This window comes from Rhodoferax saidenbachensis (assembly GCF_031457975.1).
GTDB lineage: Bacteria > Pseudomonadota > Gammaproteobacteria > Burkholderiales > Burkholderiaceae_C > Allorhodoferax > Allorhodoferax saidenbachensis_A.
In genome coordinates, this window is the sequence record NZ_JAVDXO010000002.1 from 13,203 (window position 1) to 33,601 (window position 20,399).

The 20,399-nt window shown below is 62.3% G+C and carries 21 protein-coding genes; 7 read left to right on the plus strand and 14 right to left on the minus strand.

The features are described from left to right. The first annotated feature begins 61 nt into the window (after positions 1-61). On the plus strand, positions 62-2,236 hold the full coding sequence (locus tag J2X15_RS04140) for a cyanophycin synthetase (protein WP_310339737.1): 2,175 nt from the start codon (positions 62-64) through the stop codon (positions 2,234-2,236). 8 nt (positions 2,237-2,244) lie between these two features. Beyond that, positions 2,245-4,821, plus strand: a complete 2,577-nt coding sequence (gene cphA / locus J2X15_RS04145; RefSeq protein WP_310339739.1) for a cyanophycin synthetase — start codon at positions 2,245-2,247, stop codon at positions 4,819-4,821. A 15-nt stretch (positions 4,822-4,836) separates the two neighbouring features. On the opposite strand, the gene J2X15_RS04150 is transcribed toward cphA, so the two are convergent. From J2X15_RS04150 to J2X15_RS04165, 4 genes are all read right to left on the minus strand, one after another. Next, entirely contained in the window at positions 4,837-5,853 is a 1,017-nt protein-coding gene (locus J2X15_RS04150) for an NAD(P)H-dependent glycerol-3-phosphate dehydrogenase (RefSeq protein WP_310339741.1), read from the minus strand. A 57-nt stretch (positions 5,854-5,910) separates the two neighbouring features. Continuing rightward, the gene (gene secB / locus J2X15_RS04155) at positions 5,911-6,366 is read right to left on the minus strand and encodes a protein-export chaperone SecB (RefSeq protein WP_310339742.1); all 456 of its coding nucleotides are present in this window, start codon (positions 6,364-6,366) and stop codon (positions 5,911-5,913) included. Between the two features lie 87 nt (positions 6,367-6,453). Beyond that, positions 6,454-6,717 carry a glutaredoxin 3 gene (grxC, locus tag J2X15_RS04160; protein WP_310339743.1) on the minus strand — a complete coding sequence of 88 codons (264 nt, stop codon included), beginning with the start codon at positions 6,715-6,717 and terminating at the stop codon, positions 6,454-6,456. 28 nt (positions 6,718-6,745) lie between these two features. Next, positions 6,746-7,153 (minus strand): rhodanese-like domain-containing protein, encoded by a 408-nt coding sequence (locus J2X15_RS04165; RefSeq protein ID WP_310339744.1) that lies wholly within the window; start codon positions 7,151-7,153, stop codon positions 6,746-6,748. A 105-nt stretch (positions 7,154-7,258) separates the two neighbouring features. On the opposite strand from J2X15_RS04165, the gene gpmA reads away from it, so the two are divergent. The 5 genes from gpmA to J2X15_RS04190 all read left to right on the plus strand — a co-directional run bounded on the left by gpmA (position 7,259) and on the right by J2X15_RS04190 (position 12,059). Further along, on the plus strand, positions 7,259-8,002 hold the full coding sequence (gpmA, locus tag J2X15_RS04170; RefSeq protein ID WP_310339746.1) for a 2,3-diphosphoglycerate-dependent phosphoglycerate mutase: 744 nt from the start codon (positions 7,259-7,261) through the stop codon (positions 8,000-8,002). A gap of 98 nt (positions 8,003-8,100) precedes the next feature. Further along, positions 8,101-9,561, plus strand: coding sequence for a S41 family peptidase (locus J2X15_RS04175; RefSeq protein ID WP_310339748.1), 1,461 nt, complete (start codon positions 8,101-8,103; stop codon positions 9,559-9,561). 7 nt (positions 9,562-9,568) lie between these two features. After that, on the plus strand, positions 9,569-10,315 hold the full coding sequence (locus tag J2X15_RS04180) for a HesA/MoeB/ThiF family protein (protein ID WP_310339750.1): 747 nt from the start codon (positions 9,569-9,571) through the stop codon (positions 10,313-10,315). Between the two features lie 113 nt (positions 10,316-10,428). After that, positions 10,429-11,223, plus strand: a complete 795-nt coding sequence (locus J2X15_RS04185; RefSeq protein ID WP_310339752.1) for a GGDEF domain-containing protein — start codon at positions 10,429-10,431, stop codon at positions 11,221-11,223. After that, a complete protein-coding gene (locus J2X15_RS04190) occupies positions 11,223-12,059 on the plus strand; it encodes a MinD/ParA family protein (RefSeq protein ID WP_310339753.1) in 837 nt (278 codons plus the stop codon). Before J2X15_RS04185 ends, J2X15_RS04190 begins: the two co-directional genes overlap by 1 nt. A 24-nt stretch (positions 12,060-12,083) precedes the next feature. Here the strand turns inward: J2X15_RS04190 and J2X15_RS04195 are convergent, their stop codons facing one another. From J2X15_RS04195 to J2X15_RS04240, 10 genes are all read right to left on the minus strand, one after another. Then, positions 12,084-12,917, minus strand: a complete 834-nt coding sequence (locus J2X15_RS04195; protein WP_310339754.1) for a DUF429 domain-containing protein — start codon at positions 12,915-12,917, stop codon at positions 12,084-12,086. 4 nt (positions 12,918-12,921) lie between these two features. Beyond that, complete coding sequence (locus J2X15_RS04200) at positions 12,922-13,803, minus strand: EamA family transporter (protein WP_310339755.1); 882 nt, start codon at positions 13,801-13,803, stop codon at positions 12,922-12,924. Positions 13,804-13,812: 9 nt separating this feature from the next. Beyond that, on the minus strand, positions 13,813-14,235 hold the full coding sequence (locus J2X15_RS04205) for a BLUF domain-containing protein (protein ID WP_310339757.1): 423 nt from the start codon (positions 14,233-14,235) through the stop codon (positions 13,813-13,815). Positions 14,236-14,239: 4 nt separating this feature from the next. After that, positions 14,240-14,959: a GTP cyclohydrolase I gene (folE, locus tag J2X15_RS04210; RefSeq protein WP_310339758.1), complete on the minus strand. Its 720-nt coding sequence runs from the start codon at positions 14,957-14,959 to the stop codon at positions 14,240-14,242. 92 nt (positions 14,960-15,051) lie between these two features. Then, positions 15,052-16,248, minus strand: a complete 1,197-nt coding sequence (gene clsB / locus J2X15_RS04215) for a cardiolipin synthase ClsB (RefSeq protein ID WP_409034255.1) — start codon at positions 16,246-16,248, stop codon at positions 15,052-15,054. Between the two features lie 5 nt (positions 16,249-16,253). Beyond that, positions 16,254-16,994 carry an endonuclease/exonuclease/phosphatase family protein gene (locus tag J2X15_RS04220; protein ID WP_310339761.1) on the minus strand — a complete coding sequence of 247 codons (741 nt, stop codon included), beginning with the start codon at positions 16,992-16,994 and terminating at the stop codon, positions 16,254-16,256. Further along, a complete protein-coding gene (gene nudB / locus J2X15_RS04225) occupies positions 16,991-17,488 on the minus strand; it encodes a dihydroneopterin triphosphate diphosphatase (protein WP_310339763.1) in 498 nt (165 codons plus the stop codon). Before nudB ends, J2X15_RS04220 begins: the two co-directional genes overlap by 4 nt. A 70-nt stretch (positions 17,489-17,558) precedes the next feature. Continuing rightward, a complete protein-coding gene (aspS, locus tag J2X15_RS04230; RefSeq protein WP_310339764.1) occupies positions 17,559-19,373 on the minus strand; it encodes an aspartate--tRNA ligase in 1,815 nt (604 codons plus the stop codon). A gap of 39 nt (positions 19,374-19,412) precedes the next feature. Further along, the gene (locus J2X15_RS04235) at positions 19,413-20,033 is read right to left on the minus strand and encodes a DUF502 domain-containing protein (RefSeq protein WP_310341197.1); all 621 of its coding nucleotides are present in this window, start codon (positions 20,031-20,033) and stop codon (positions 19,413-19,415) included. A 30-nt stretch (positions 20,034-20,063) separates the two neighbouring features. After that, on the minus strand, positions 20,064-20,396 hold the full coding sequence (locus J2X15_RS04240; RefSeq protein ID WP_310339765.1) for an FmdB family zinc ribbon protein: 333 nt from the start codon (positions 20,394-20,396) through the stop codon (positions 20,064-20,066). Positions 20,397-20,399 lie beyond the last annotated feature (3 nt).

A 20,399-nucleotide genomic window follows, 5' to 3' on the forward strand; every position in this document is an offset into this window, starting at 1 on the left:
GAGCGAGAATACACAACGCACACAGCGTAACAATGGTGGACCGCCCCCTCCACAGCAAGCCATGACAGCCAAGAAAAACATTGAAATTCTGCGGGTGACCTACCTGCGCGGTCCCAATATCTGGACCTACCGGCCCGTCATCGAGGCCTGGGTCGACATTGGTGAGCTGGAGGATTTCCCCTCCAACACCCTGCCCGGCTTCTACGAGCGCATCACCGCCTGGCTGCCCGGCCTGATCGAACACCACTGTAGCCCTGGAGTGCGTGGTGGCTTTCTGGAGCGGCTGCGCGAAGGCACCTGGGCCGCCCACATCCTCGAACATGTCTCCCTGGAAATCCAAAACCTGGCCGGCATGCAAACCGGCTTTGGCAAGGCGCGTCAGACCTCCCAGCGCGGCATCTACAAGGTAGCGTTTCGCACCCGCCAAGAGCAAGTGGGCCGCCAGGCCTTGGTAGTAGCGCGTGACCTGGTCATGGCCGCCATCAACGACACGGTCTATGACCTGGACGCCCAACTGACCACTCTGCGCGATCAGGTGGACTCCCTGTGCCTGGGGCCCAGCACCTCCAATATCGTCGATGCGGCCACCGACCGGCGCATTCCGTCGATCCGCCTGACCGAAGGCAACCTGGTGCAGCTGGGCTATGGCCATGCGCAGCGCCGCATCTGGACCGCCGAGACCGACCAGACCAGTGCCATTGCCGAAGAAATCGCCAGCGACAAGGACCTCACCAAAAGTCTGCTCAAGTCCTGTGGTGTGCCCGTACCCGAAGGCGCACTGGTCAATTCGCCCGAAGCCGCCTGGGAAGCCGCGCAGGACATCGGCATGCCCGTGGCCATCAAACCCTACGACGGCAACCATGGCCGTGGTGTCTCGCTGGAACTCATGGACGAGACCAGTGTGGTGGCCGCCTTTCACGTGGCCAAGCAGCAAAGCGGTGGCAGCGTCATCGTTGAAAAATTCATCCCTGGCAACGAACACCGCCTGCTGGTGGTGGGCAAACAGGTGGTGGCCGCGGCCCGTGGCGAATCGGCCTGGGTGGTGGGCGATGGCGTGTCCAGCGTGACCACGCTGGTGGACCAGCAGCTCAACACCGACCCGCGCCGAGGCACGGGTGAGGATGCGCCCCTCAACCTGATCGACCTGCGCGACAACCCTGAAGTGGCGCTGGAACTGGAGCGTGTAGGCCTGACTGCCCAATCCGTGCCCGCCAAAGACCGCCGTGTGCTGATCCAGCGCAATGGCAACGTGGCCTGCGACGTGACCGACCAGATGCACCCCAGCGTGGCAGCTATCGCCGCCCTGGCCGCCCGCGTGGTGGGCCTGGACATTGCGGGTATCGACATGGTGATGGAAGACATTTCCAAACCCATCCGCAGCCAGCAAGGCGCGGTGATTGAGGTCAACGCCAGCCCCGGCCTGCTTGCGCACATCAAGCCCGCTGAGGGCCACAGCCGCCCCGTGGGCAAGGCCATCGTGGCGCATTTGTTCGCTCCCGAGGCCGATGGCCGCATCCCCGTGGTCGGCATCACGGGCACGCAAAACACCGGCCGTCTGGCGCGCCTGGTGGCCTGGCTGGTGCACATCAGTGGCAAACATGTGGGCCTGGCCTGCAGCGAAGGCCTGTACCTGGATGGCCGCCAGGTGCTGGCCACCGACTGCGCGCACTGGGAACCCAGCCAACGCCTGCTCATTAACCGCTCGGTGCAAGCCGCCGTGTTTGAAAACAGCAGCCAGATGATTTTGGGCGAAGGCATGGCCTACGACAAATGCGCCGTGGGCGTGGTGACCGATGCCAAGTGGACGCCCTCGCTCAAAGACTTTGACATTTTGGACGCCGAGCAAACCTTCAAGGTAGCCCGCACGCAGGTGGATGTGATCCTGCCTACGGGCACCGCCGTGCTCAACGCCAGCGACCCACAGGTCGTGGAGATGGCCGAACTGTGCGACGGCAAGGTCATTTTCTATGCTATTGATGCGACCCAACCGGCACTGGCAGCCCATCAGGCGGCCGGCGAACGCGTGGTATTCCTGCGCAATGGCGAAATCGTGCTGGCCCAGGGTGCCGAAGAAATCGCGCTGTTGCCCCTGTCCTCGCTCAAACCCGCCAAGGCAGCCCAGCCCGAGCTGGTGATGGCCGCCACGGCCGCCGCCTGGGCGCTAAACATCCCCGTGGAGTTGATTGGTGCAGGTTTGCGCACCTTTGACTCCAGCCCCAAGAAAACTCCCTACTGAGCACCACCATGGAAGTCACCCGCATCCGCGCACTGCGCGGCCCCAATCTGTGGAGCCACCACACGGCCATCCAGTCGGTGGTGGAGTGCCGCCCCGAGGAATGCTCGATCGACAACCTGCAAGGGTTCGAAGTCCGCCTGCGTGCACGCTTCCCCGAGATCAGCCCCTTCCAGTCCACCGGCCACGACGACCATATCCCGATGGCGCGCGTACTCGAATTAGCGGCACTGGGCCTACAGGCCCAGGCGGGCTGCCCGGTCACCTTCAGCTGCACCACACCCACGCTGGAAGCCTGCATCTACCAGGTGGTGGTGGAGTACAGCGAAGAGGAAGTCGGCAAACTGGCCATGGCGCTGGCCCAGCAGCTGTGCCAGGCCGCGCTGGAAGACAAACCCTTTGACCTGCGTGCCGCACTGGACCAACTGCGAGAGCTGGATGAAGACGTGCGCCTGGGGCCCAGCACCGGCTCCATCGTGGATGCCGCGGTGGCACGCGGCATTCCCTACAGCCGCATGACCGAAGGCAGCATGGTGCGCCTGGGATGGGGCAGCAAACAGCGCCGCATCCAGGCAGCCGAAATGGACGCTACCAGCGCCATTGCCGAAGCCATTGCGCAAGACAAAGAGTTGACCAAGAAGCTGCTTGCAGCGGCCGGCGTGCCCGTGCCCGGTGGCCGTGCCGTCACCGATGCGGACGACGCCTGGAAGGCTGCGCAAGAGATTGGCCTGCCCGTGGTGGTGAAGCCCAATGACGGCAACCAGGGCAAGGGCGTGACGGTGAACATCACCACCGAAGCGCAACTGCGCAAGGCTTACACCACGGCCCGCGAGTTCCGCGATGACATCCTGGTCGAGCGCTTCATGCCCGGTAACGACTTCCGCCTGCTGGTGGTTGGCGACAAGCTGGTCGCCGCCGCCCGGCGCGACCCGCCCAAGGTGCTGGGCGACGGCGTGCACACCATTGCGCAGTTGGTGGAGCAGGTCAACCTGGACCCCAAGCGCGGCTCAGGCCACGCCACCTCGCTCACCAAAATTCGTTTTGACGAAATCGCCCATGCCTGCCTGGCCACCCAGGGACTGACGGCCGATTCGGTGCCTGCCAAGGGCCAGCGCGTGAACCTGCGCAACAACGCCAACCTGTCCACCGGCGGCTCGGCCACCGATGTAACCGACGATGTGCACCCCGAAGTGGCCGCGCGCGCCATTGCCGCGGCACACATGGTGGGCCTGGACATATGCGGTGTGGACGTGGTGAGCGACAGCATCCTCCAACCGCTGGAAGACCAGGGTGGTGGCATTGTGGAGGTGAATGCAGCCCCCGGCCTGCGCATGCACCTCTCGCCCTCGTTTGGCAAGGGCCGCGCGGTGGGCGAAGCCATCATTTCCAGCATGTTCAAAAAGGGCCAGGATGGCCGTATCCCCATCGTGGCGGTGACCGGCACCAACGGCAAGACCACCACGGTGCGGCTGATCTCGCATCTGCTGACGCAAAGCGGGCTGCGCGTGGGCATGACCAACACCGATGGCGTGTACGTCAACGGCGACACCATCGACACCGGCGACTGCAGCGGCCCCAAGAGCGCACGCAGCGTGCTGCTGCACCCCGATGTGGATGCCGCCGTGCTCGAAACTGCGCGGGGTGGTGTGCTGCGCGAAGGCCTGGCCTTTGACCGCTGCGATGTGGCCGTGGTCACCAACGTCGGTAGCGGCGACCACCTGGGCCTGAACTACATCACCACGGTGAACGAACTGGCCGTGCTCAAGCGCGTCATCGTGCAGAACGTGGCGCCCACGGGCACCGCCGTGCTCAACGCGGCCGACCCCATCGTGGCGGCCATGGCGGCCAAGTGCAAGGGCTCGGTCACCTTCTTCACCGCAGACAAGAACCACCCCGTCATGGCCACGCACCGTGCCCAGGGGCATGCCGTGGTGTTTGTGGAAGGCGGCCATGTGATTGCGGCCAAGGGTGACCTGCTGCAGTCCATTCCGCTGGCCGATGTGCCCATCACCTTGGATGGCGCCATCGGCTTCCAGGTGGACAACGTCATGGCCAGCGTGGCCGCGGCTTGGGCCCTGGGGCAGGACTGGGCGACGATTCGCCAGGGCTTGGCGAACTTCTCCAACGACAGCCACAACGCAGCAGGCCGCTTCAACCTGTTCAACTACCGCGGAGCCACCGTGATTGCCGACTATGGCCACAACCCGGACGCCATGCTGGCGCTGGTACAGGCGGTGCAGGCCATGCCCGCCACGCGCCGTGCCGTGGTCATCAGCGGCGCGGGCGACCGGCGCGACCAGGACATCCGCCAGCAAACCGAAATCCTGGGCGATGCCTTTGACGAGGTGGTGATGTTCGAGGACCAGTGCCAGCGCGGCCGCAAGGACGGGGAAGTGATTGCCCTGCTGCGCGAGGGCTTGGTCCATGCCAAGCGCACCGTCAAGCGTTCCGAGGTATTTGGAGAGTTTTTGGCCATCGACACCGCCATGGACCAACTCAAGCCCGGCGAGCTGTGCCTGGTGCTGGTGGACCAGGTGGAAGAAGCCATGGCCCACATTGCGGCCAAGGTAAAAGCCAGCCAGGCCTGAGAAAACGCAGCGGGTTCAGGCGCCTTCGGTCGCCGGCCCACGCCCCATCAAGGCTGACACGGCCTGGGCGGGCTGCAGCTTGCCATCCAGCAAGTCCACCACGCTGTGGGTGATGGGCATGGGCACTCCCAGATGCTGGGCACGCTGCAGCACCGTGCGCGCGCTGTACACGCCCTCGGCCACATGGCCCAATTCATTCACGGCATCCGACAAACTTTGCCCTCGGGCCAGGGCCAGGCCCACCTTGCGGTTGCGCGAGAGGTCGCCGGTCGCAGTCAGCACCAGATCGCCCAGACCGCTGAGGCCCATGAAGGTATCGGCCTTGGCACCCAGTGCCAAGCCCAGACGGGAGATTTCTGCCAAGCCGCGCGTGATCAGCGCAGCACGGGCATTCAGGCCCAGTTGTAGGCCATCGCACAGGCCTGTGGCAATGGCCAGCACGTTCTTCACGGCGCCCCCCACTTCCACGCCCACCACATCGTCGTTGGCATACACGCGCAGGGACGGGCTGTGGAAGGCGGCTACGAGGGCATCGCGCACCTTGGTGTGGGCGCTGGCGGCCACCAGTGCCGTGGGGTGGCCAGACGCCACTTCCTGGGCAAAACTGGGACCGCTGAGCACGCCGGCCTGCATCCGGGGCGCCACCTGCGCCTGCACCTCGTGGCCCAGCAGGCCAAATTGGCCCTGCACCGAAGCCTCAAAGCCCTTGCACAACCAGGCCACCGGCACAGTCGCACCGGCCAGCTGGCTCAGCATGTCGCGCAGTCCAGCCATGGGCGTGGCGACCACCACCATGTCAAAGGCGGACAAACCCGCCACCACATCCGCCAGCGGCTGGCTGCTGAGCGAGAGGCTGTCGGGCAAGGGGTGACCGGGCAGGTAGCGCTGGTTCACCCGGGCCAGGCGCATGCCCTGCACCAGCGCAGCATCGCGCGCCCATAGGGTCACCGCGTGACCGGCCTGCGGGTTGGCGGCGGCGCTCACGGCCAGCGCAGTACCCCAGGCACCGGCTCCAAGTACTATGATTTTCATAGCTGCTCGCGCAATATCGACGAGGGCTAGAGGCCTAAAAGACCTCAAACCCTGGCGTTACTGCGGCAGGCTGCCTGCTGGCGCGCCGGCGGAATCCGCCTGCTGCTGCTCGTACATGGCCTGGAAGTTGATTTCCGACAGGTGCACGGGCGGGAAACCACCGCGCTGAATCAGGTCGGCCACGTTGCCGCGCAGGTAGGGGTAGACGATTTGCGGGCAGGCAATGCCCATGATCTGGCTGAGCTGCTCAGGCGCCAGGTTGCGGATCTCGAAAATACCGGCCTGCTTGGCTTCAACCAAAAACACGGTCTTGTCCTGGATCTTGGTAGTCACGGTGGCGGTCACGCTGACCTCGTACACGCCTTCGGCCACGGGTGCAGCTTCCACGCCAAGCTGGATGTCCACCGAAGGCTGCTCTTGCTGCAGCAGGATGGCGGGTGAATTGGGCTGCTCCAGCGAAGCCTCTTTGAGGTACACGCGCTGGATTTGGAAAACGGGATCTTGGTCTGCCATGGCAATAGTCTCTCTAGATAAACACAAAGCCCGCTGGCAGAGTGCCAAACGGGCTTACGAAGCAAATTCGCAACGGGGAGAATTATGTCAGGCTGCGGCGGCCAGCAAAGGCAGCAACTCACCGCGACCGTCCAGCGCCATCAGATCGTCACAGCCGCCCACATGGGTTTGGCCAATGAAAATTTGTGGCACGGTACGGCGCCCGGTCACTTCCATCATCTTCATGCGCTCCTCGGGATGCGCGTCCACCCGAATTTCTTCGATGGTCTCGACCCCTTTGGATTTGAGAATGCGCTTGGCCTGCACGCAGTAGGGGCAGACGGCGGTGGTGTACATCTTGACGGCTTGCATGGTTCTTACCTAGGTTGCAGGGGCCTGGTTAGGCCTTTTCAACCGGAAGATTAGCGGCTTTCCAGGCTTTCAGCCCACCCGCCAGCGATTGGGCCTGCTCGTAGCCCAGCTTCTTGGCCATGGCCACGGCACGGCCCGAACGCGCACCGGTCTGACACACCAGCACGAGTGGCAGGGTCTTGTTCTTCACCGCCTGGGCCAGCTTGGCTTCCAGCTCACCCAGGGGAATGTTCTTGGAACCCACGATGTGGCCTTGTGCGAACTCTGTCGCCTCAGACACATCCACCACCACCGCTTTTTCGCGGTTGATCAACTGAATGGCAGCCGTGGGGGCAATACCCGCCAGCGTAGCGCCTTGCAGCACGGGCCACAGCAGCAGGGCACCGGAGGCCACGGCAATCGAAATCAGCATCCAGTTGTCGATAATAAATTTCACTTTGTTCCTTGTTGGTTACTTCACGCTAACCCGCCATTTTAGAATGGCAAGCTGTACGCCGCCGGGCACTCTGCCCGGTCCCCCCACTGATTTGTGACCCATACCATGTACAAACTTGTTCTCGTACGCCACGGCGAATCCACCTGGAACCTAGAAAACCGCTTCACCGGCTGGACCGATGTGGACCTGACACCCCTGGGCGTGGAACAGGCAAAAACCGCCGGCAAGCTGCTCAAGGCCGACGGCTACGAGTTTGATGTGGCCTACACCAGTGTGCTCAAGCGCGCGACCCGCACCCTGTGGCACACGCTGGACGAGATGGACCGTACCTGGCTGCCCGTGGTGCACAGCTGGCGCCTGAACGAACGCCACTACGGCGCCCTGCAAGGCCTGAACAAGGGCGAAACCGCTAAACAATACGGCGATAACCAGGTTCTGGTGTGGCGCCGTAGCTACGACACCCCGCCTCCCGCACTGGAAGCAACTGACCCACGCAGCGAGCGGGGTGATCTGCGCTACGCCAAACTGCAGCCCGACCAGGTGCCACTGACCGAATGCCTGAAAGACACCGTGGCCCGCGTGCTGCCGTTCTGGAACGAATCGATGGCGCCCGCCATCAAGGCCGGCAAACGCATCGTAGTGGCCGCCCACGGCAACTCCATCCGCGCGCTGATCAAGTACCTGGACAACATTTCCGATGACGACATCGTGGGGGTGAACATCCCCAACGGCATCCCGCTGGTGTACGAGCTGGACGCCGACCTGAAGCCCATCCGCCACTACTACCTGGGTGATGCGGAAGCTGCCGCCAAGGCCGCAGCAGCCGTAGCCTCCCAAGGCAAGGCCTGAGCCTGACACACCAGCCCCACTGAAATAGTGGGGCTGCAGGGGAACTGGAACGAAAGAGTGACCTCCAAGGTGTATATTGGTGCGGCACAGGAATACATATGGGTCACAAACTGAAAATTACGGGCTGGATTGCCTTGGGCGCACTGGCCGGAGCACTGACCACCGTGTCACTGCAAACCGTTGCGCGCAACACACTGGCCCCGTTGCCACTGGAAGAGCTGCAGCAATTGGCCGCTGCATTCGGCTTAGTAAAAGCGAACTACGTCGAGCCAGTCGATGAAAAGAAACTTATTGCAGACGCCATTGCTGGCATGGTGTCTAGCCTAGACCCACATTCGCAATATTTTGACAAGAAGTCTCTCAAGGAATTCAAAGAGAGCACTTCTGGCAGATTTATTGGAGTCGGCATTGAAATCACCCAAGAGGATGGCTTAGTCAAAGTCGTGTCGCCCATCGAAGGATCCCCAGCCTTTCGCGCTGGCCTCAAGACCAACGACCTGATCACCAAGATCGACGATACCGTGGTCAAGGGCTTGTCGCTCAATGACGCGGTCAAGCGCATGCGTGGCGAGCCCAACACCAAGGTATTGCTGACCATCTACCGCAAGGATGAGAACCGCACCTTCCCGGTGACCATCACCCGCGAAGAAATCAAGCAGCAATCGGTACGAGGCAAGGTCATTGAATCCGGCTATGCCTGGATCCGCATCAGCCAATTCCAAGAACGTACTACCGAAGACTTTGTCAAAAAAATAAACGAAATCTATAAACAAGAGCCGAAGATCAAAGGATTGGTTCTTGACCTGCGCAACGATCCTGGAGGCCTATTGAATGCGGCAGTGGCCATTTCAGCCGCATTCTTGCCAGAGAATGCTGTGGTCGTCTCAACCAATGGGCAGACACCTGATAGTAAACAGGTCATTAAAGCCATGGCGCAAAACTATATGAGACGCGACAGTGCCGATATTCTCAGAACGTTGCCTGCTGACATTAAAAAGGTCCCTTTGATCATTTTGGTTAACGAAGGTTCTGCGTCGGCGAGTGAGATCGTTGCTGGAGCATTGCAAGACCATAAGCGCGCAACAGTTATTGGCAGTCAAACGTTTGGAAAAGGCTCTGTTCAAAGTGCTTTGTGCCTCGATCAGGGGTACTCTTTCAATGATTGCCCCAACGCCGCAGTGAAGATCACCACCTCGCGCTACTACACCCCTAGTGGACGCTCCATCCAGGCCAAGGGCATCGTGCCCGATGTGATGGTGGACGAAACCGAGGAAGGCAGCCCTTACGCAGCCCTGCGCATGCGCGAAGCCGACCTGGAGAAGCACCTGACCAGCGGCCAGGGTGAGGAAAAGAAGGATCCCGCGCGCGAAAAGGCCCGTGAGGACGCCATCAAACGATTGGAAGAAGAGTCCCGCAAGCCAGTGGCCGAGCGCCGCCCGCCCGAGTTTGGCTCTGACAAGGACTTCCAGTTGATGCAAGCCATCAACCAGTTCAAGGGCAAACCCGTGATGGTCAGCAAAACCCTTGTGGAACGCAAGGAAGAGCCCAAGGACAACTGAACCCAGCATGCAGGACCAGGAACTGCTGCGGTATTCGCGCCACATCCTGCTCGATGAAATTGGCATCGAGGGGCAAGACAAACTCAACGCAGCACACGCCCTGGTGATTGGGGCCGGGGGCTTGGGTTCTCCGGCTGCCATGTACCTGGCCTGCGCAGGTGTCGGTCACATCACTCTGGTCGACCCCGACACCGTCGATCTGACCAATCTCCAGCGGCAGATTGCCCACACCACCGCACGCGTGGGCCAACCCAAAGTGGACTCCGCAGCCGCGACCCTGCGGGCACTCAACCCCGAGATCCGAATCACACCGCTGCAGGCATCGGCCGACGCCGCATCGCTGCAGGCGCTGGTGGCCCAGGCCGATGTGGTGCTGGACTGCTGCGACAACTTCCGTACCCGCCAGGCCGTCAATGCCGCCTGTGTGCAACTGTGCAAACCGCTGGTGTCAGGTGCCGCGATTCGCTTTGATGGGCAAGTGAGCGTGTACGACCCGCGCGATACAGCCAGCCCCTGCTATGCCTGCGCCTTTCCACCCGACGAGCATCCCGAGGAAACCCAGTGCTCCACCATGGGGGTGTTCGCGCCACTGGTAGGCGTCATCGGCGCGGTGCAAGCCGCAGAGGCACTTAAACTTTTAATGGGCCTGGGACCCAGCTTGACCGGCCGCTTGCTGATGCTGAACGGCCGGGCCATGGAGTGGACCGAGGTGCGCCTGCCACGCCAGCCCCACTGCAGCGTCTGCGGCCATTGAATCACCTCGGAAATGCCCTCGGAAAGCCGCCTTTCTCCACCGTCAGCGCCGGGTAAAACTTGCCATCGGCATTACCGTTCCTGTTAGACTTTCGCAACACATTTCCTAACGCCTTGGTCACCAAAATATCGCGCTCCTCCATCGAATTGCAAGAACTGCAGTTGGAGGATGCACGCGCCCTGCTGGACCATGACCAAAGCATCAACCTGCCAGCCCCCGAGGCCTCGGCAACGGCTTACCTGCAGGGCATCATTGATGGCTTGTGTGAGCTGTCCCTCAAAGACCCACTGACCGGTTTGCCCAACCGGCGACATTTCCGCTCGGTGGTGGACCGCGCCATTGACGTGGTGGCCCGCTCCGGCGAACCTGCCCTGCTGCTGATGCTGGACATTGACCACTTCAAGAACGTCAACGACACCTACGGCCACCAGGCCGGTGACCAGGTGCTGCAGGCCATCGCCAAGTGCCTGGTGGGCTGTGTGCGCCCCATGGACACCGTAGCCCGGCTGGGTGGAGAAGAATTTTCCGTCATGCTGCCCAGCTGCCACACCTCGTTTGGCAACGTGGTGGCGGAGCGCATCCGCCACAACATCGAAGCCATGCAGATTGCGATTGCACCGGGTGTCAGCATCCAGGTAACCATCAGCATAGGCGGCGCTTTCGCGCCCGAATGGGTGCGATCCACCGCGGCCTTGTGGACCGAGCGCGCCGACCAGCAGCTCTACCGCGCAAAAGCAGAAGGACGCAACCGAGTGCTTCTGGACCAACAGCAAGAAGTTTACGTAAGTGCCGAAGAGAAAAATCTTCTCTTCGGCCATTTGTCTCTGGGCGATCCCGCCTGGATCGAAAGTGCGGCCACCGAGGCTTCCGGTGGTAACGCCAATGGCACCATGCAGAGGGTCTATTAATGTCTGACGTGCTAAATCCCCCCGAGTCCGCCGAAGGCAGCACCAGCGTGCCGCTCAAGCCCTTGGGCAAGGTCGTGGCTGTCACCAGTGGCAAAGGCGGCGTGGGCAAGACCTTTGTGTCGGCCAACCTGGCCGCGGCTCTGGCCAAACGCGGGCACCGCGTGCTGGTGCTCGATGCCGACTTGGGGCTGGCCAATCTGGATGTGGTCCTGAACCTCTACCCCAAAATCACTTTGCACGACGTGTTCACCGGCAAGGCCAAGCTCGAGGACGCCATCATCCGCGCGCCCGGCGGTTTTTCCGTGCTGTTGGCCGGTTCAGGCATGGTCGAGTATTCGCGCCTGACACCCGAAGTACGTGATGACTTCCTGCGTATCATGGCTGGCCTGGTTCCGCACTACGACGTGGTGCTGCTGGACACCGGTGCCGGTATTTCGGATGTGGTGCTGTTTGCGGTTTCCCTGGCCTCTGAGGTGCTGGTGGTCGCCACGCCCGAACCCACCTCGCTGACCGATGCCTATGCCACCATCAAGGTGCTGGCCGGGCAGCAAAAACGCAAAATCATTCGCATGGTGATCAACCAGACCGCCCGTCTGGGTGATGGCCGCGCCATCACCACCCAGCTGCAGCAGGTGCTGGACCGCTTTGTGACGTCAGAGGACGGCAAGCAGTTGCGCTTGGTACATATGGGTGATATTCCGGCCGACAACTCTGTGCGCCAGGCCATCATGCGTCGCCAGTTGCTCTTGCAAAGCATGCCAGGCTGCCCCGCAGCCATGGCCATTTCTCAGTTGGCGCTCAAGATCGAAGAGACCGTCGCCCCCAAAGCAGCTTGAGGTTGCATTAGCAATCGCCTCGCTTCAGGCGGTCAAAATCCAGCCCTCCAAAGGGTCCAGGTCCGCTGGCAGGCCATAGCAGGGATGACCAGCTTGCAATTGCCGTTCCGCCCAGGCGGCTTGCAGCAGGCACAGCACGGCGTCCAGCGCGTCCCCCGAGGCATCCTCTACCAGCGCATCGTGCTGCGCATGGCTGAGCTTGAGGCGCAGCTGCAAGCGCGTCTGGCCCATCTCCAGCGCCGTAACCAGATCCTTGCGGGCAATCAGGCGTTCCGGGGTTTGTTTGGCCACGTCGTCACTCTTGTAGCTGCGCGCGCCTAGCACCTCACGCGCCAGCAACCCGGGGTAGGCCTCCAGCGCCACGCGCAGCGCAGCATGGGGCGCCACGGCGGGTTGCAGGCCCGGCAGATGCACGCCGGCATCCAGCAAGCGCGGTACACCCGCATGCAGCATGTAGGCCACGGGCGGATTGACCCATTTCATGGAGGGGCTGGAGCCCGCGGGCCCATCCGTGGCGCGGTGGGCAAACTTCCCCCCCACAGGCCGGGCCGCGCAGAAGGCGGCGAAGGTGTCACGGACATCGGCACGCGGCAAGGACGCAAAGTGGCGAATGCAGGCCTCCCATTCCAGCGGCCAGCCCAAGGTGTTGACCAACTCACGGGGCAACCCGAACGGCAGATCAAAACCACCAATCCAGCCGCGTGGCACAGTCAGCCAGGCCGAGAAGGCATCGAGAGAATCCAGGCGCACCAACGACTGCAACACCACCCGCCCCCGGTCTTGTGCACCTAGCGCCAGCACAATTTGCTTGCGCCGCGACGGACTGCTGGAGAAATCACAGCCCACAAGCAGGCTCATACGCTCACCCTAAGGCCAGTGCCATCACCCCGATGGCAATACAGGCGGCGCCCAGCAGGCGTGCCACGCGGTCACCCTCGCCCAGCAAATGTCCGCCCAGCAGAGCGGCAAACAGCATGGACACCTCGCGTGCGGGCGCCACATGGCTCATGGGCGCGACCTGCATGGCGTACAACACCAGCACATAGGAGATGGGGCTGATGATGCCCACGATGAGCGCGTACTTCCACTGCTGCGCCCACAGGGCGGCGGCGGCCGGGCGGTCGCGCAGGACCGGCGGCAGCAAAAATGCCAGCCGCACAAAGTTGCCAAAGTAGTCGATCAGGATGGGCGAGAGCAGCAGCACCTTGACCGCATAGCCATCGACCACGGTGTAACTGGCGATGAACACACCGGTCATCAGGCCATAGACCATGCCCTTGCGGATGCGTACGCGCTTGAGGGGGTCATGCGCCTGGCGGAACAGCCCGGGGCCACCAGCCACCAGAAACACGCCGCCCACCACAGCAACGATGCCCAAGCCCCCCAAAGCGGAAATATGTTCACCCAAAAAAAGAATGGCCACGAGTGACGAGAGCAGAGGCCCAGAGCCCCGCGCCAATGGATAGACGACAGTGAGATCGGCCTTGCGGTAGCCGCGCAGCAGCACCACGTAATACACCACGTGCAGCACACCACTGATGGCCACAAAGGTCCATTCGGTAGCGCCCCAACCGGGCACCTGCTGCCAGCCCAGCCACAGGCCGACAGGGGCCCAGAACACCATCAATACCAGCGCGGTGAAGCAGGCAAAGCGTGCATCCCCCCCGGCCTTCTTGGCCGCGATGTTCCAGCTTGCGTGAATCAGGCCGGCAAAAATGACCAGTGCTAAAGCGCTAACCGGCATCCGCGCAGACTACGCTCTACCGATGATGGACGCGGTGGCCATCAGCTCTTCCAGCAAAGCAAGGGATACCTTGCCCGACACCGAATACGGGTCCAGCTCGGGCTTCTCGGCGTACTTGAGCAGGATGTTGGTGTTGATCTTGGACATGTTCACCTGGCCCATGGTCCAGCCGCCAAAGCGGCGCTCGGTGATCTCTTCGTAGTGCAGCAGCACCACGTCCTTGTGGCGCACGTCTTTCTGGATGTGGCCATACAGCTCGCTCACCGCCATGCGCCCGCCCTCGATGGCCTGCAGAAAAATGCCACCGCCATAACACAGGATGCCGGTGATGCCGCAGGTGGGGTTGTAGTGGCGCGACTGGGTCAGGATGGCCTCGATGGCCTCGGGACGCGAATCGATCGCACGGCTGGCGTAGAGCAAACGGACCAACATGGCTTTATCCTTTCCGGGGAATCAGTGAGAGGAATTCACGGCGCAAAGTGGGGTCTTTGAGGAACACGCCGCGCATGACCGAGTTGATCATCTTGCTGTCCATGTCCTTCACGCCGCGCCAGGCCATGCAGTAGTGGCTGGCTTCCATCACGATGGCCAAGCCATCGGGCTGGGTTTTTTCCTGGATCAGGTCAGCCAACTGCACCACGGCTTCTTCCTGGATCTGCGGGCGGCCCATGATCCATTCGGCCAGGCGCGCATACTTGGACAGGCCGATCACGTTGGTGTGCTCGTTGGGCATGACACCAATCCAGATCTTGCCGATGACCGGGCAGAAATGATGGCTGCAGGCGCTGCGCACGATGATGGGGCCCACGATCATGAGTTCGTTGAGATGGCCCACATTGGGAAACTCGGTGATGGTGGGCGCTTCCACATAGCGGCCGCGGAACACCTCGTTGACATACATCTTAGCCACACGGCGTGCGGTGTTGTCGGTGTTGTGGTCGTGCTCGATGTCGATCACCAGGCTGTTGAGCACGCCCTTCATCTTGTCTTCCACCTCGTCCAGCAGCAGGGCCAGCTCACCGGGTTCGATGAATTGCGCAATGTTGTCGTTGGCGTGAAAGCGCTTGCGCGACGCTTGGATGCGCTCGCGGATCTTGACGGAAACCGGGGTTCCTTCGTCGGCGTCGGTGGGGTTCATGGTGCTCTGGGTGTTCATGGTTAGAACGATGTTACCAGCCTTTGGTCGCTCTGTATTTATAAGGTTTTTAGCCTCTAGCCCCCGTATTCATTGCGCTAGCAGCTATTAATTTAATAGCGACGCCCGGTCAGCATGAGAGTCAAACGCATCAGGCCATAGGCCAGCCAGTCCAGCGCACGCTGGCCCAAGGGCCGTCGGGCGTGGGTCGCACCTTCGAGCTTGCGCCCATGCTGGGCAATGGCCTGCAACAAGCTTTGGCGCAGCTGGGTGGCAAACGCAGCGTCCTGTACCACCACATTGGCCTCACGCGCTAGCAGCAAACTCAAGGGGTCCAGGTTGGACGACCCGACCGTGGCCCACTGCCCATCCACCACCGCCACCTTGGCGTGCAGAAAGCCAGTGGAGTACTCGTGGATCTCCACCCCCGCCTCCAGCAGTGCCCCATAGACCGGGCGAGCGCCGTGGTACTGCATGAAATATTCGTACTCGCCGTTGAGCAATAGGCACACGCGCACACCGCGCCGCGCCGCATGCATGAGCGCGCGGCGCAGCTTGCCGCCCGGCAAAAAGTAGGCATTGGCAATGATTACCTCGTGCTGTGCGGCGCCCAGTGCCTTGCGGTAGGCCCGCTCGATGCGGGCGCGGTTACGCACGTTGTCACGCAGCACCAGGGCCGCTGGTGAGCCAGCAACGTCACCCGGCCCGGCGGACTCCGTTCGCGTGGCCTGGGTGGCGCGAACCAGCGAGGCCTTGGCCTGCGCCCATTGCAACCGCTCCAACTGGCGCGTGGCCTGCAAGCGCCCCCAAAACTGCCGCATAGTGCGATGCACATCGGCCACCAGCGGCCCTTGCACCTGCACGGCAAAGTCAAACCGGGGCGATTCCAGCTTTCCGTAATAAGGGTCGTACCAATCGTCCAGCACATTGATGCCGCCGCAAAAGGCGACCCGACCGTCCACCACCGCCAGCTTGCGGTGCAAGCGGCGCCAGCGCCCCGGGATCAGCAGGCCCAGCCGCCCCAGCGGCTTGAAACGATGCCAATGCACGCCCGCACTGTTCCAGCGCTGCCGCCAAGCCAGAGGCACTTCGGGCGTGCCCACGCCATCCACCACCACCATCACCTGCACACCGCGTTGGGCGGCTTGCATCAGGGCCTGGGCAACGCCCTCCCCCTGCGTATCAAAGTTGAAGATGTAAGTCTCCAGCCGCACCTCTTGCGTGCTGGCGTCAATGGCGGCAATCAGCGCCGGGAAATACTCGGTACCGCCCTGCAGCAACGCCAGGTGGTGGCCGGGTGTGTAAGGCACATCGGTCACTGCGCATCCGCCCACTCAAATTCGGCAATCAGCGGCAGGTGGTCCGACATGCGCCACCAGTTGCGGCCGTGCGGCACGGAGATGCCTACGGGCTCCATACCACGTGCCAGCACATGGTCCAGCTGCACCAGTGGCAAGCGTGACGGAAACGTGGGATAGCGACCCACGGTGTAGGCCCGCAAGCCCGCAGGCGCAAGCAGGCGCGACACCACCGCAGCACCATCGTTGAAATCGCCCGCCACCACCAACGGCGCATCGTGCGGAATCTCGCGCGCAACGAACTCCACCAGTTGGCCCAGCTGGCGCACCCGGCTGCCGCGGATCAGCCCCAGGTGCACCACCAGCACGTGCACTGCACGCCCTTCGATCAGCAGCTCCACATGCAACAACCCGCGCTGCTCAAAGCGGTGGTCGGACATGTCCTCATGCTGGTGTGCCACCACCGGCCAGCGCGAGAGCAAGGCGTTGCCATGTTCGCCATGGCGGGTGATGGCATTGGTGCGGTACACGGCCTCGTAGCCTTCAGGTGCCAGAAAATCCGCCTGCGGCAACTCGGGCCAGTGGGCAAAGTGTGCAGCCTCGCGGTGGTGCACCTTGCGCACCTCTTGCAGGCAAACCACATCGGCATCGAGCTGCTCCACCCCATGGCCCAGGTTGTGGATCTCCAGCCGGCGCACGGGCCCCAGGCCCTGCACGCCTTTGTGAATGTTGTAGGTGGCAATGCGCAGCCGGGTCATGCCGCGGTGCCCAGGCGCTGTTTGGCGTAGTGGGGCAACTGCAAAATTGCCTCCGCATTCGAGGGAGAAAAACAGGCGTCTGCAGCTGCGTCGTACGGCAGCCACTGGTAGTCGGTGTGCTCGCGCGGGTTCAAGGTCACCACCGAACCATCTGGCACCTGCACGCCAAACACGCGTTCCAGGTTGTGCGTCACGCCCCGTGCATAGCGGTGGCGCCAGCGCGGGTAGATGTTGTAAATGTTCTCCAACCCCCAGTCATGCAGATGGGGGGCCAGCGCGCTGCCCGGTGTGCAGTCCAGACCGGTTTCCTCCAGTACTTCGCGTGCAGCAGTCTGCTCCCACGGTTCGTCCAGGGTGTCTTTGCTGCCGGTCACCGATTGCCAGAACGCCGGAGCGCTGGGGTCTGCTTCCGTGCGACGGATCAGCAACACGTCCCAAGCCGGGGTGTAAATCACCACGAGCACGGACTGCGGGATTTTGAAGGGTTTGGGCATAGACAAACAAAAAGGGCGCTCACAGAGCGCCCTTTCATTGTGCACCAGCCTCGTGGCTGCGCTTGTAGGATCAGGCCGCTTTCGCGGCGTCCAGATTGCGCAGGCGAATGTGCAGTTCGCGCAGTTGCTTCTCGTCCACCGGGCTGGGGGCTTGCGTCAGCAGACACTGCGCGCGCTGGGTCTTGGGGAAAGCAATCACGTCGCGGATGGACTCAGCGCCGGTCATCAGCGTGACGATGCGGTCCAGACCAAAGGCCAAACCACCGTGCGGGGGCGCGCCGTACTGCAGCGCATCTAGCAAGAAGCCGAACTTGAGTTGAGCTTCTTCGGGCGTGATCTTCAGTGCGTCGAACACCTTCTGCTGAACGTCGGCGCGGTGGATACGGACGGAACCGCCACCCATTTCCCATCCGTTCAAGACCATGTCGTAGCCCTGCGAGATGCACTTCTCGGGTGCAGTGACCATCCAGTCTTCGTGGCCGGCCTTGGGCGCGGTGAAGGGGTGGTGTACCGCGGTGTAGCGCTGGTTTTCCTCGTCGAATTCGAACATCGGGAAATCCACCACCCACATGGGCTTCCAGCCAGCAGTGAACAGGCCGTTCTTCTTGCCGAATTCGCTATGGCCGATCTTGATGCGCAGGGCGCCAATGGCGTCGTTGACGATCTTTTCCTTGTCGGCGCCGAAGAAGATCAGATCGCCGTCTTGCGCACCGGTGCGTTCCAGCACTGCAGCCAGGGCCCCGTCGTGGATGTTCTTGACGATGGGGCTTTGCAGACCATCGCGACCCTTGGCCAGCTCGTTGACGCGGATGTAGGCCAAGCCCTTGGCGCCGTAGATCTTGACGAACTCGGTGTAGGCATCGATCTCGCCGCGGCTGATACCGCCAACCTCTTTAGAACCACCAGGCACGCGCAGGGCCACCACACGGCCGCCCTTCATGGTGGCGGCGCCGGAGAAGACCTTGAAGTCCACGTCCTTCATCACGTCGGTCAACTCTGCAAACTGCAGGTTCACACGCAAGTCTGGTTTGTCAGAGCCGTACAGGCGCGCAGCGTCCTGGTAGGTCATGACCGGGAACTCGCCCAAGTCCACACCGATGGTGTTCTTGAACACCGTGGTGATCATGCCCTGGAACATGTCACGGATGTCTTCCTCGGTCAGGAAGGAGGTCTCGATATCGATCTGGGTGAACTCGGGCTGGCGGTCTGCGCGCAGGTCTTCGTCACGGAAGCACTTGGTGATCTGGTAGTAGCGGTCAAAGCCGGCCACCATCAACAACTGTTTGAACAGCTGGGGCGATTGCGGCAGCGCGAAGAAATGGCCGTCGTGCACGCGGCTGGGCACCAGGTAGTCGCGCGCGCCTTCGGGCGTGCTCTTGGTGAGCATAGGGGTTTCGATGTCCACAAAGCCGTTGGCATCGAGGAACTTGCGCACTTCCATGGACACGCGGTAGCGCAACATCAGGTTGTTCTGCATGTACGGGCGGCGCAAGTCCAGCACGCGGTGTGTGAGGCGGGTGGTCTCGGACAGGTTCTCGTCGTCGATCTGGAACGGGGGCGTGACGGAGGCGTTAAGCACGGTCAGCTCATGGCACAGCACTTCAATCTTGCCGCTCTTCAGGTTGTCGTTGGTCGTGCCCTCGGGGCGCGCACGCACCAGGCCTTTGATCTGCACGCAGTATTCGTTGCGAATGTCTTCGGCCACCTTGAACATGTCAGCACGGTCGGGGTCGCACACCACCTGTACATAACCTTCGCGGTCACGCACATCGACAAAAATCACACCACCGTGGTCACGGCGACGATTCACCCAACCACACAGGGTTACGGTTTCGCCCAGCAGGGCTTCGGTCACAAGACCGCAATAGTGGGAGCGCATGGCCATAGCTTGCTTTCAGTTCGCCGCCCCGCGGGCGGCGGGTTGTTAATGGGTTGGTTGGGGCGCCACAGAACCCATGGAGATCACATAGGTCAGGGCTTCGTCCACGCTCATGTCCAGTTCGATCACATCTGCCCTGGGCAGCATCAGAAAGAAGCCGCTGGTGGGGTTGGGGGTGGTGGGTACGTACACGCTGACGAACTCGCCGTTCAGGTGCTTTTGCACTTCACCACTGGGCGTTCCGGTCTGGAACGCAATCGTCCAACTGCCCGCACGCGGGTACTGGATCAGCAAGGCCGTGCGAAACGCATTGCCATTGCTGGAGAACAGCGTGTCCGACACCTTCTTGACGCTGTTGTAGATGGATTTGACGATGGGGATGTTGGTGAACAGGCGGTCCCACTGGCGCACCAGCCAACGGCCGGCCACGTTGGACACCAGAGCGCCGGTGAGCAGCAGCGCCAGCACTACCAAAATTACGCCCAGGCCATGGATGGCGCGCAGCTTGTCGATCATCGGCAAGGCGGCCACCGGCAGCAAAGCCTCGAAGCCGGACAGGACCCCACCAAAGATGCCGTCCAGAATGCCGACCATCCACAGAATCACCCAGACGGTGATGGCCAGCGGCAGCCAGACCAGCAGGCCGGTGATCAGGTATTTTTTGATGGGCACGGTGTTTCCAGTTCTGCGGACGGGTCAGGGAGTCGATTTGGGTGGGGTGGCTGCAGGCGTGGGGCTGCTGGGGCTGGCTGCTGCCGGGGCTGCGGCGGGCGCGGCATCGGTCTTGGCAGCAGGGGCCGCAGCGCTATCGCCGGTGGCTGGCGCCACGCTGGTCGCAGGCGCACTACCACCCTTGAAGTCGGTCACGTACCAGCCGGAGCCCTTGAGCTGAAAGCCAGCGGCCGTCAGCTGTTTTTTGAAGGTGGATTGCCCGCAGGTGGGACAGTCTTGCAGGGGCGCGTCGGAGATTTTTTGCAATACGTCCTTGGCAAACCCGCAGGACTCGCATTTATAGGCGTATATGGGCATGGA

Excerpts from the sequence above, each read along its gene's own strand:
- J2X15_RS04190 (WP_310339753.1), top strand. The coding sequence starts at position 11,223 with ATGTCTGACGTGCTAAATCCCCCCGAGTCCGCCGAAGGCAGCACCAGC.
- aspS (WP_310339764.1), bottom strand. The coding sequence starts at position 19,373 with ATGGCCATGCGCTCCCACTATTGCGGTCTTGTGACCGAAGCCCTGCTG.
- grxC (WP_310339743.1), bottom strand. The coding sequence starts at position 6,717 with ATGCAAGCCGTCAAGATGTACACCACCGCCGTCTGCCCCTACTGCGTG.
- J2X15_RS04220 (WP_310339761.1), bottom strand. The coding sequence starts at position 16,994 with ATGACCCGGCTGCGCATTGCCACCTACAACATTCACAAAGGCGTGCAG.
- J2X15_RS04150 (WP_310339741.1), bottom strand. The coding sequence starts at position 5,853 with ATGAAAATCATAGTACTTGGAGCCGGTGCCTGGGGTACTGCGCTGGCC.
- J2X15_RS04140 (WP_310339737.1), top strand. The coding sequence starts at position 62 with ATGACAGCCAAGAAAAACATTGAAATTCTGCGGGTGACCTACCTGCGC.
- J2X15_RS04240 (WP_310339765.1), bottom strand. The coding sequence starts at position 20,396 with ATGCCCATATACGCCTATAAATGCGAGTCCTGCGGGTTTGCCAAGGAC.
- J2X15_RS04205 (WP_310339757.1), bottom strand. The coding sequence starts at position 14,235 with ATGTTGGTCCGTTTGCTCTACGCCAGCCGTGCGATCGATTCGCGTCCC.
- J2X15_RS04195 (WP_310339754.1), bottom strand. The coding sequence starts at position 12,917 with ATGAGCCTGCTTGTGGGCTGTGATTTCTCCAGCAGTCCGTCGCGGCGC.
- nudB (WP_310339763.1), bottom strand. The coding sequence starts at position 17,488 with ATGCCCAAACCCTTCAAAATCCCGCAGTCCGTGCTCGTGGTGATTTAC.
- cphA (WP_310339739.1), top strand. The coding sequence starts at position 2,245 with ATGGAAGTCACCCGCATCCGCGCACTGCGCGGCCCCAATCTGTGGAGC.
- gpmA (WP_310339746.1), top strand. The coding sequence starts at position 7,259 with ATGTACAAACTTGTTCTCGTACGCCACGGCGAATCCACCTGGAACCTA.
- J2X15_RS04180 (WP_310339750.1), top strand. The coding sequence starts at position 9,569 with ATGCAGGACCAGGAACTGCTGCGGTATTCGCGCCACATCCTGCTCGAT.
- J2X15_RS04175 (WP_310339748.1), top strand. The coding sequence starts at position 8,101 with ATGGGTCACAAACTGAAAATTACGGGCTGGATTGCCTTGGGCGCACTG.
- J2X15_RS04200 (WP_310339755.1), bottom strand. The coding sequence starts at position 13,803 with ATGCCGGTTAGCGCTTTAGCACTGGTCATTTTTGCCGGCCTGATTCAC.
- secB (WP_310339742.1), bottom strand. The coding sequence starts at position 6,366 with ATGGCAGACCAAGATCCCGTTTTCCAAATCCAGCGCGTGTACCTCAAA.
- folE (WP_310339758.1), bottom strand. The coding sequence starts at position 14,959 with ATGAACACCCAGAGCACCATGAACCCCACCGACGCCGACGAAGGAACC.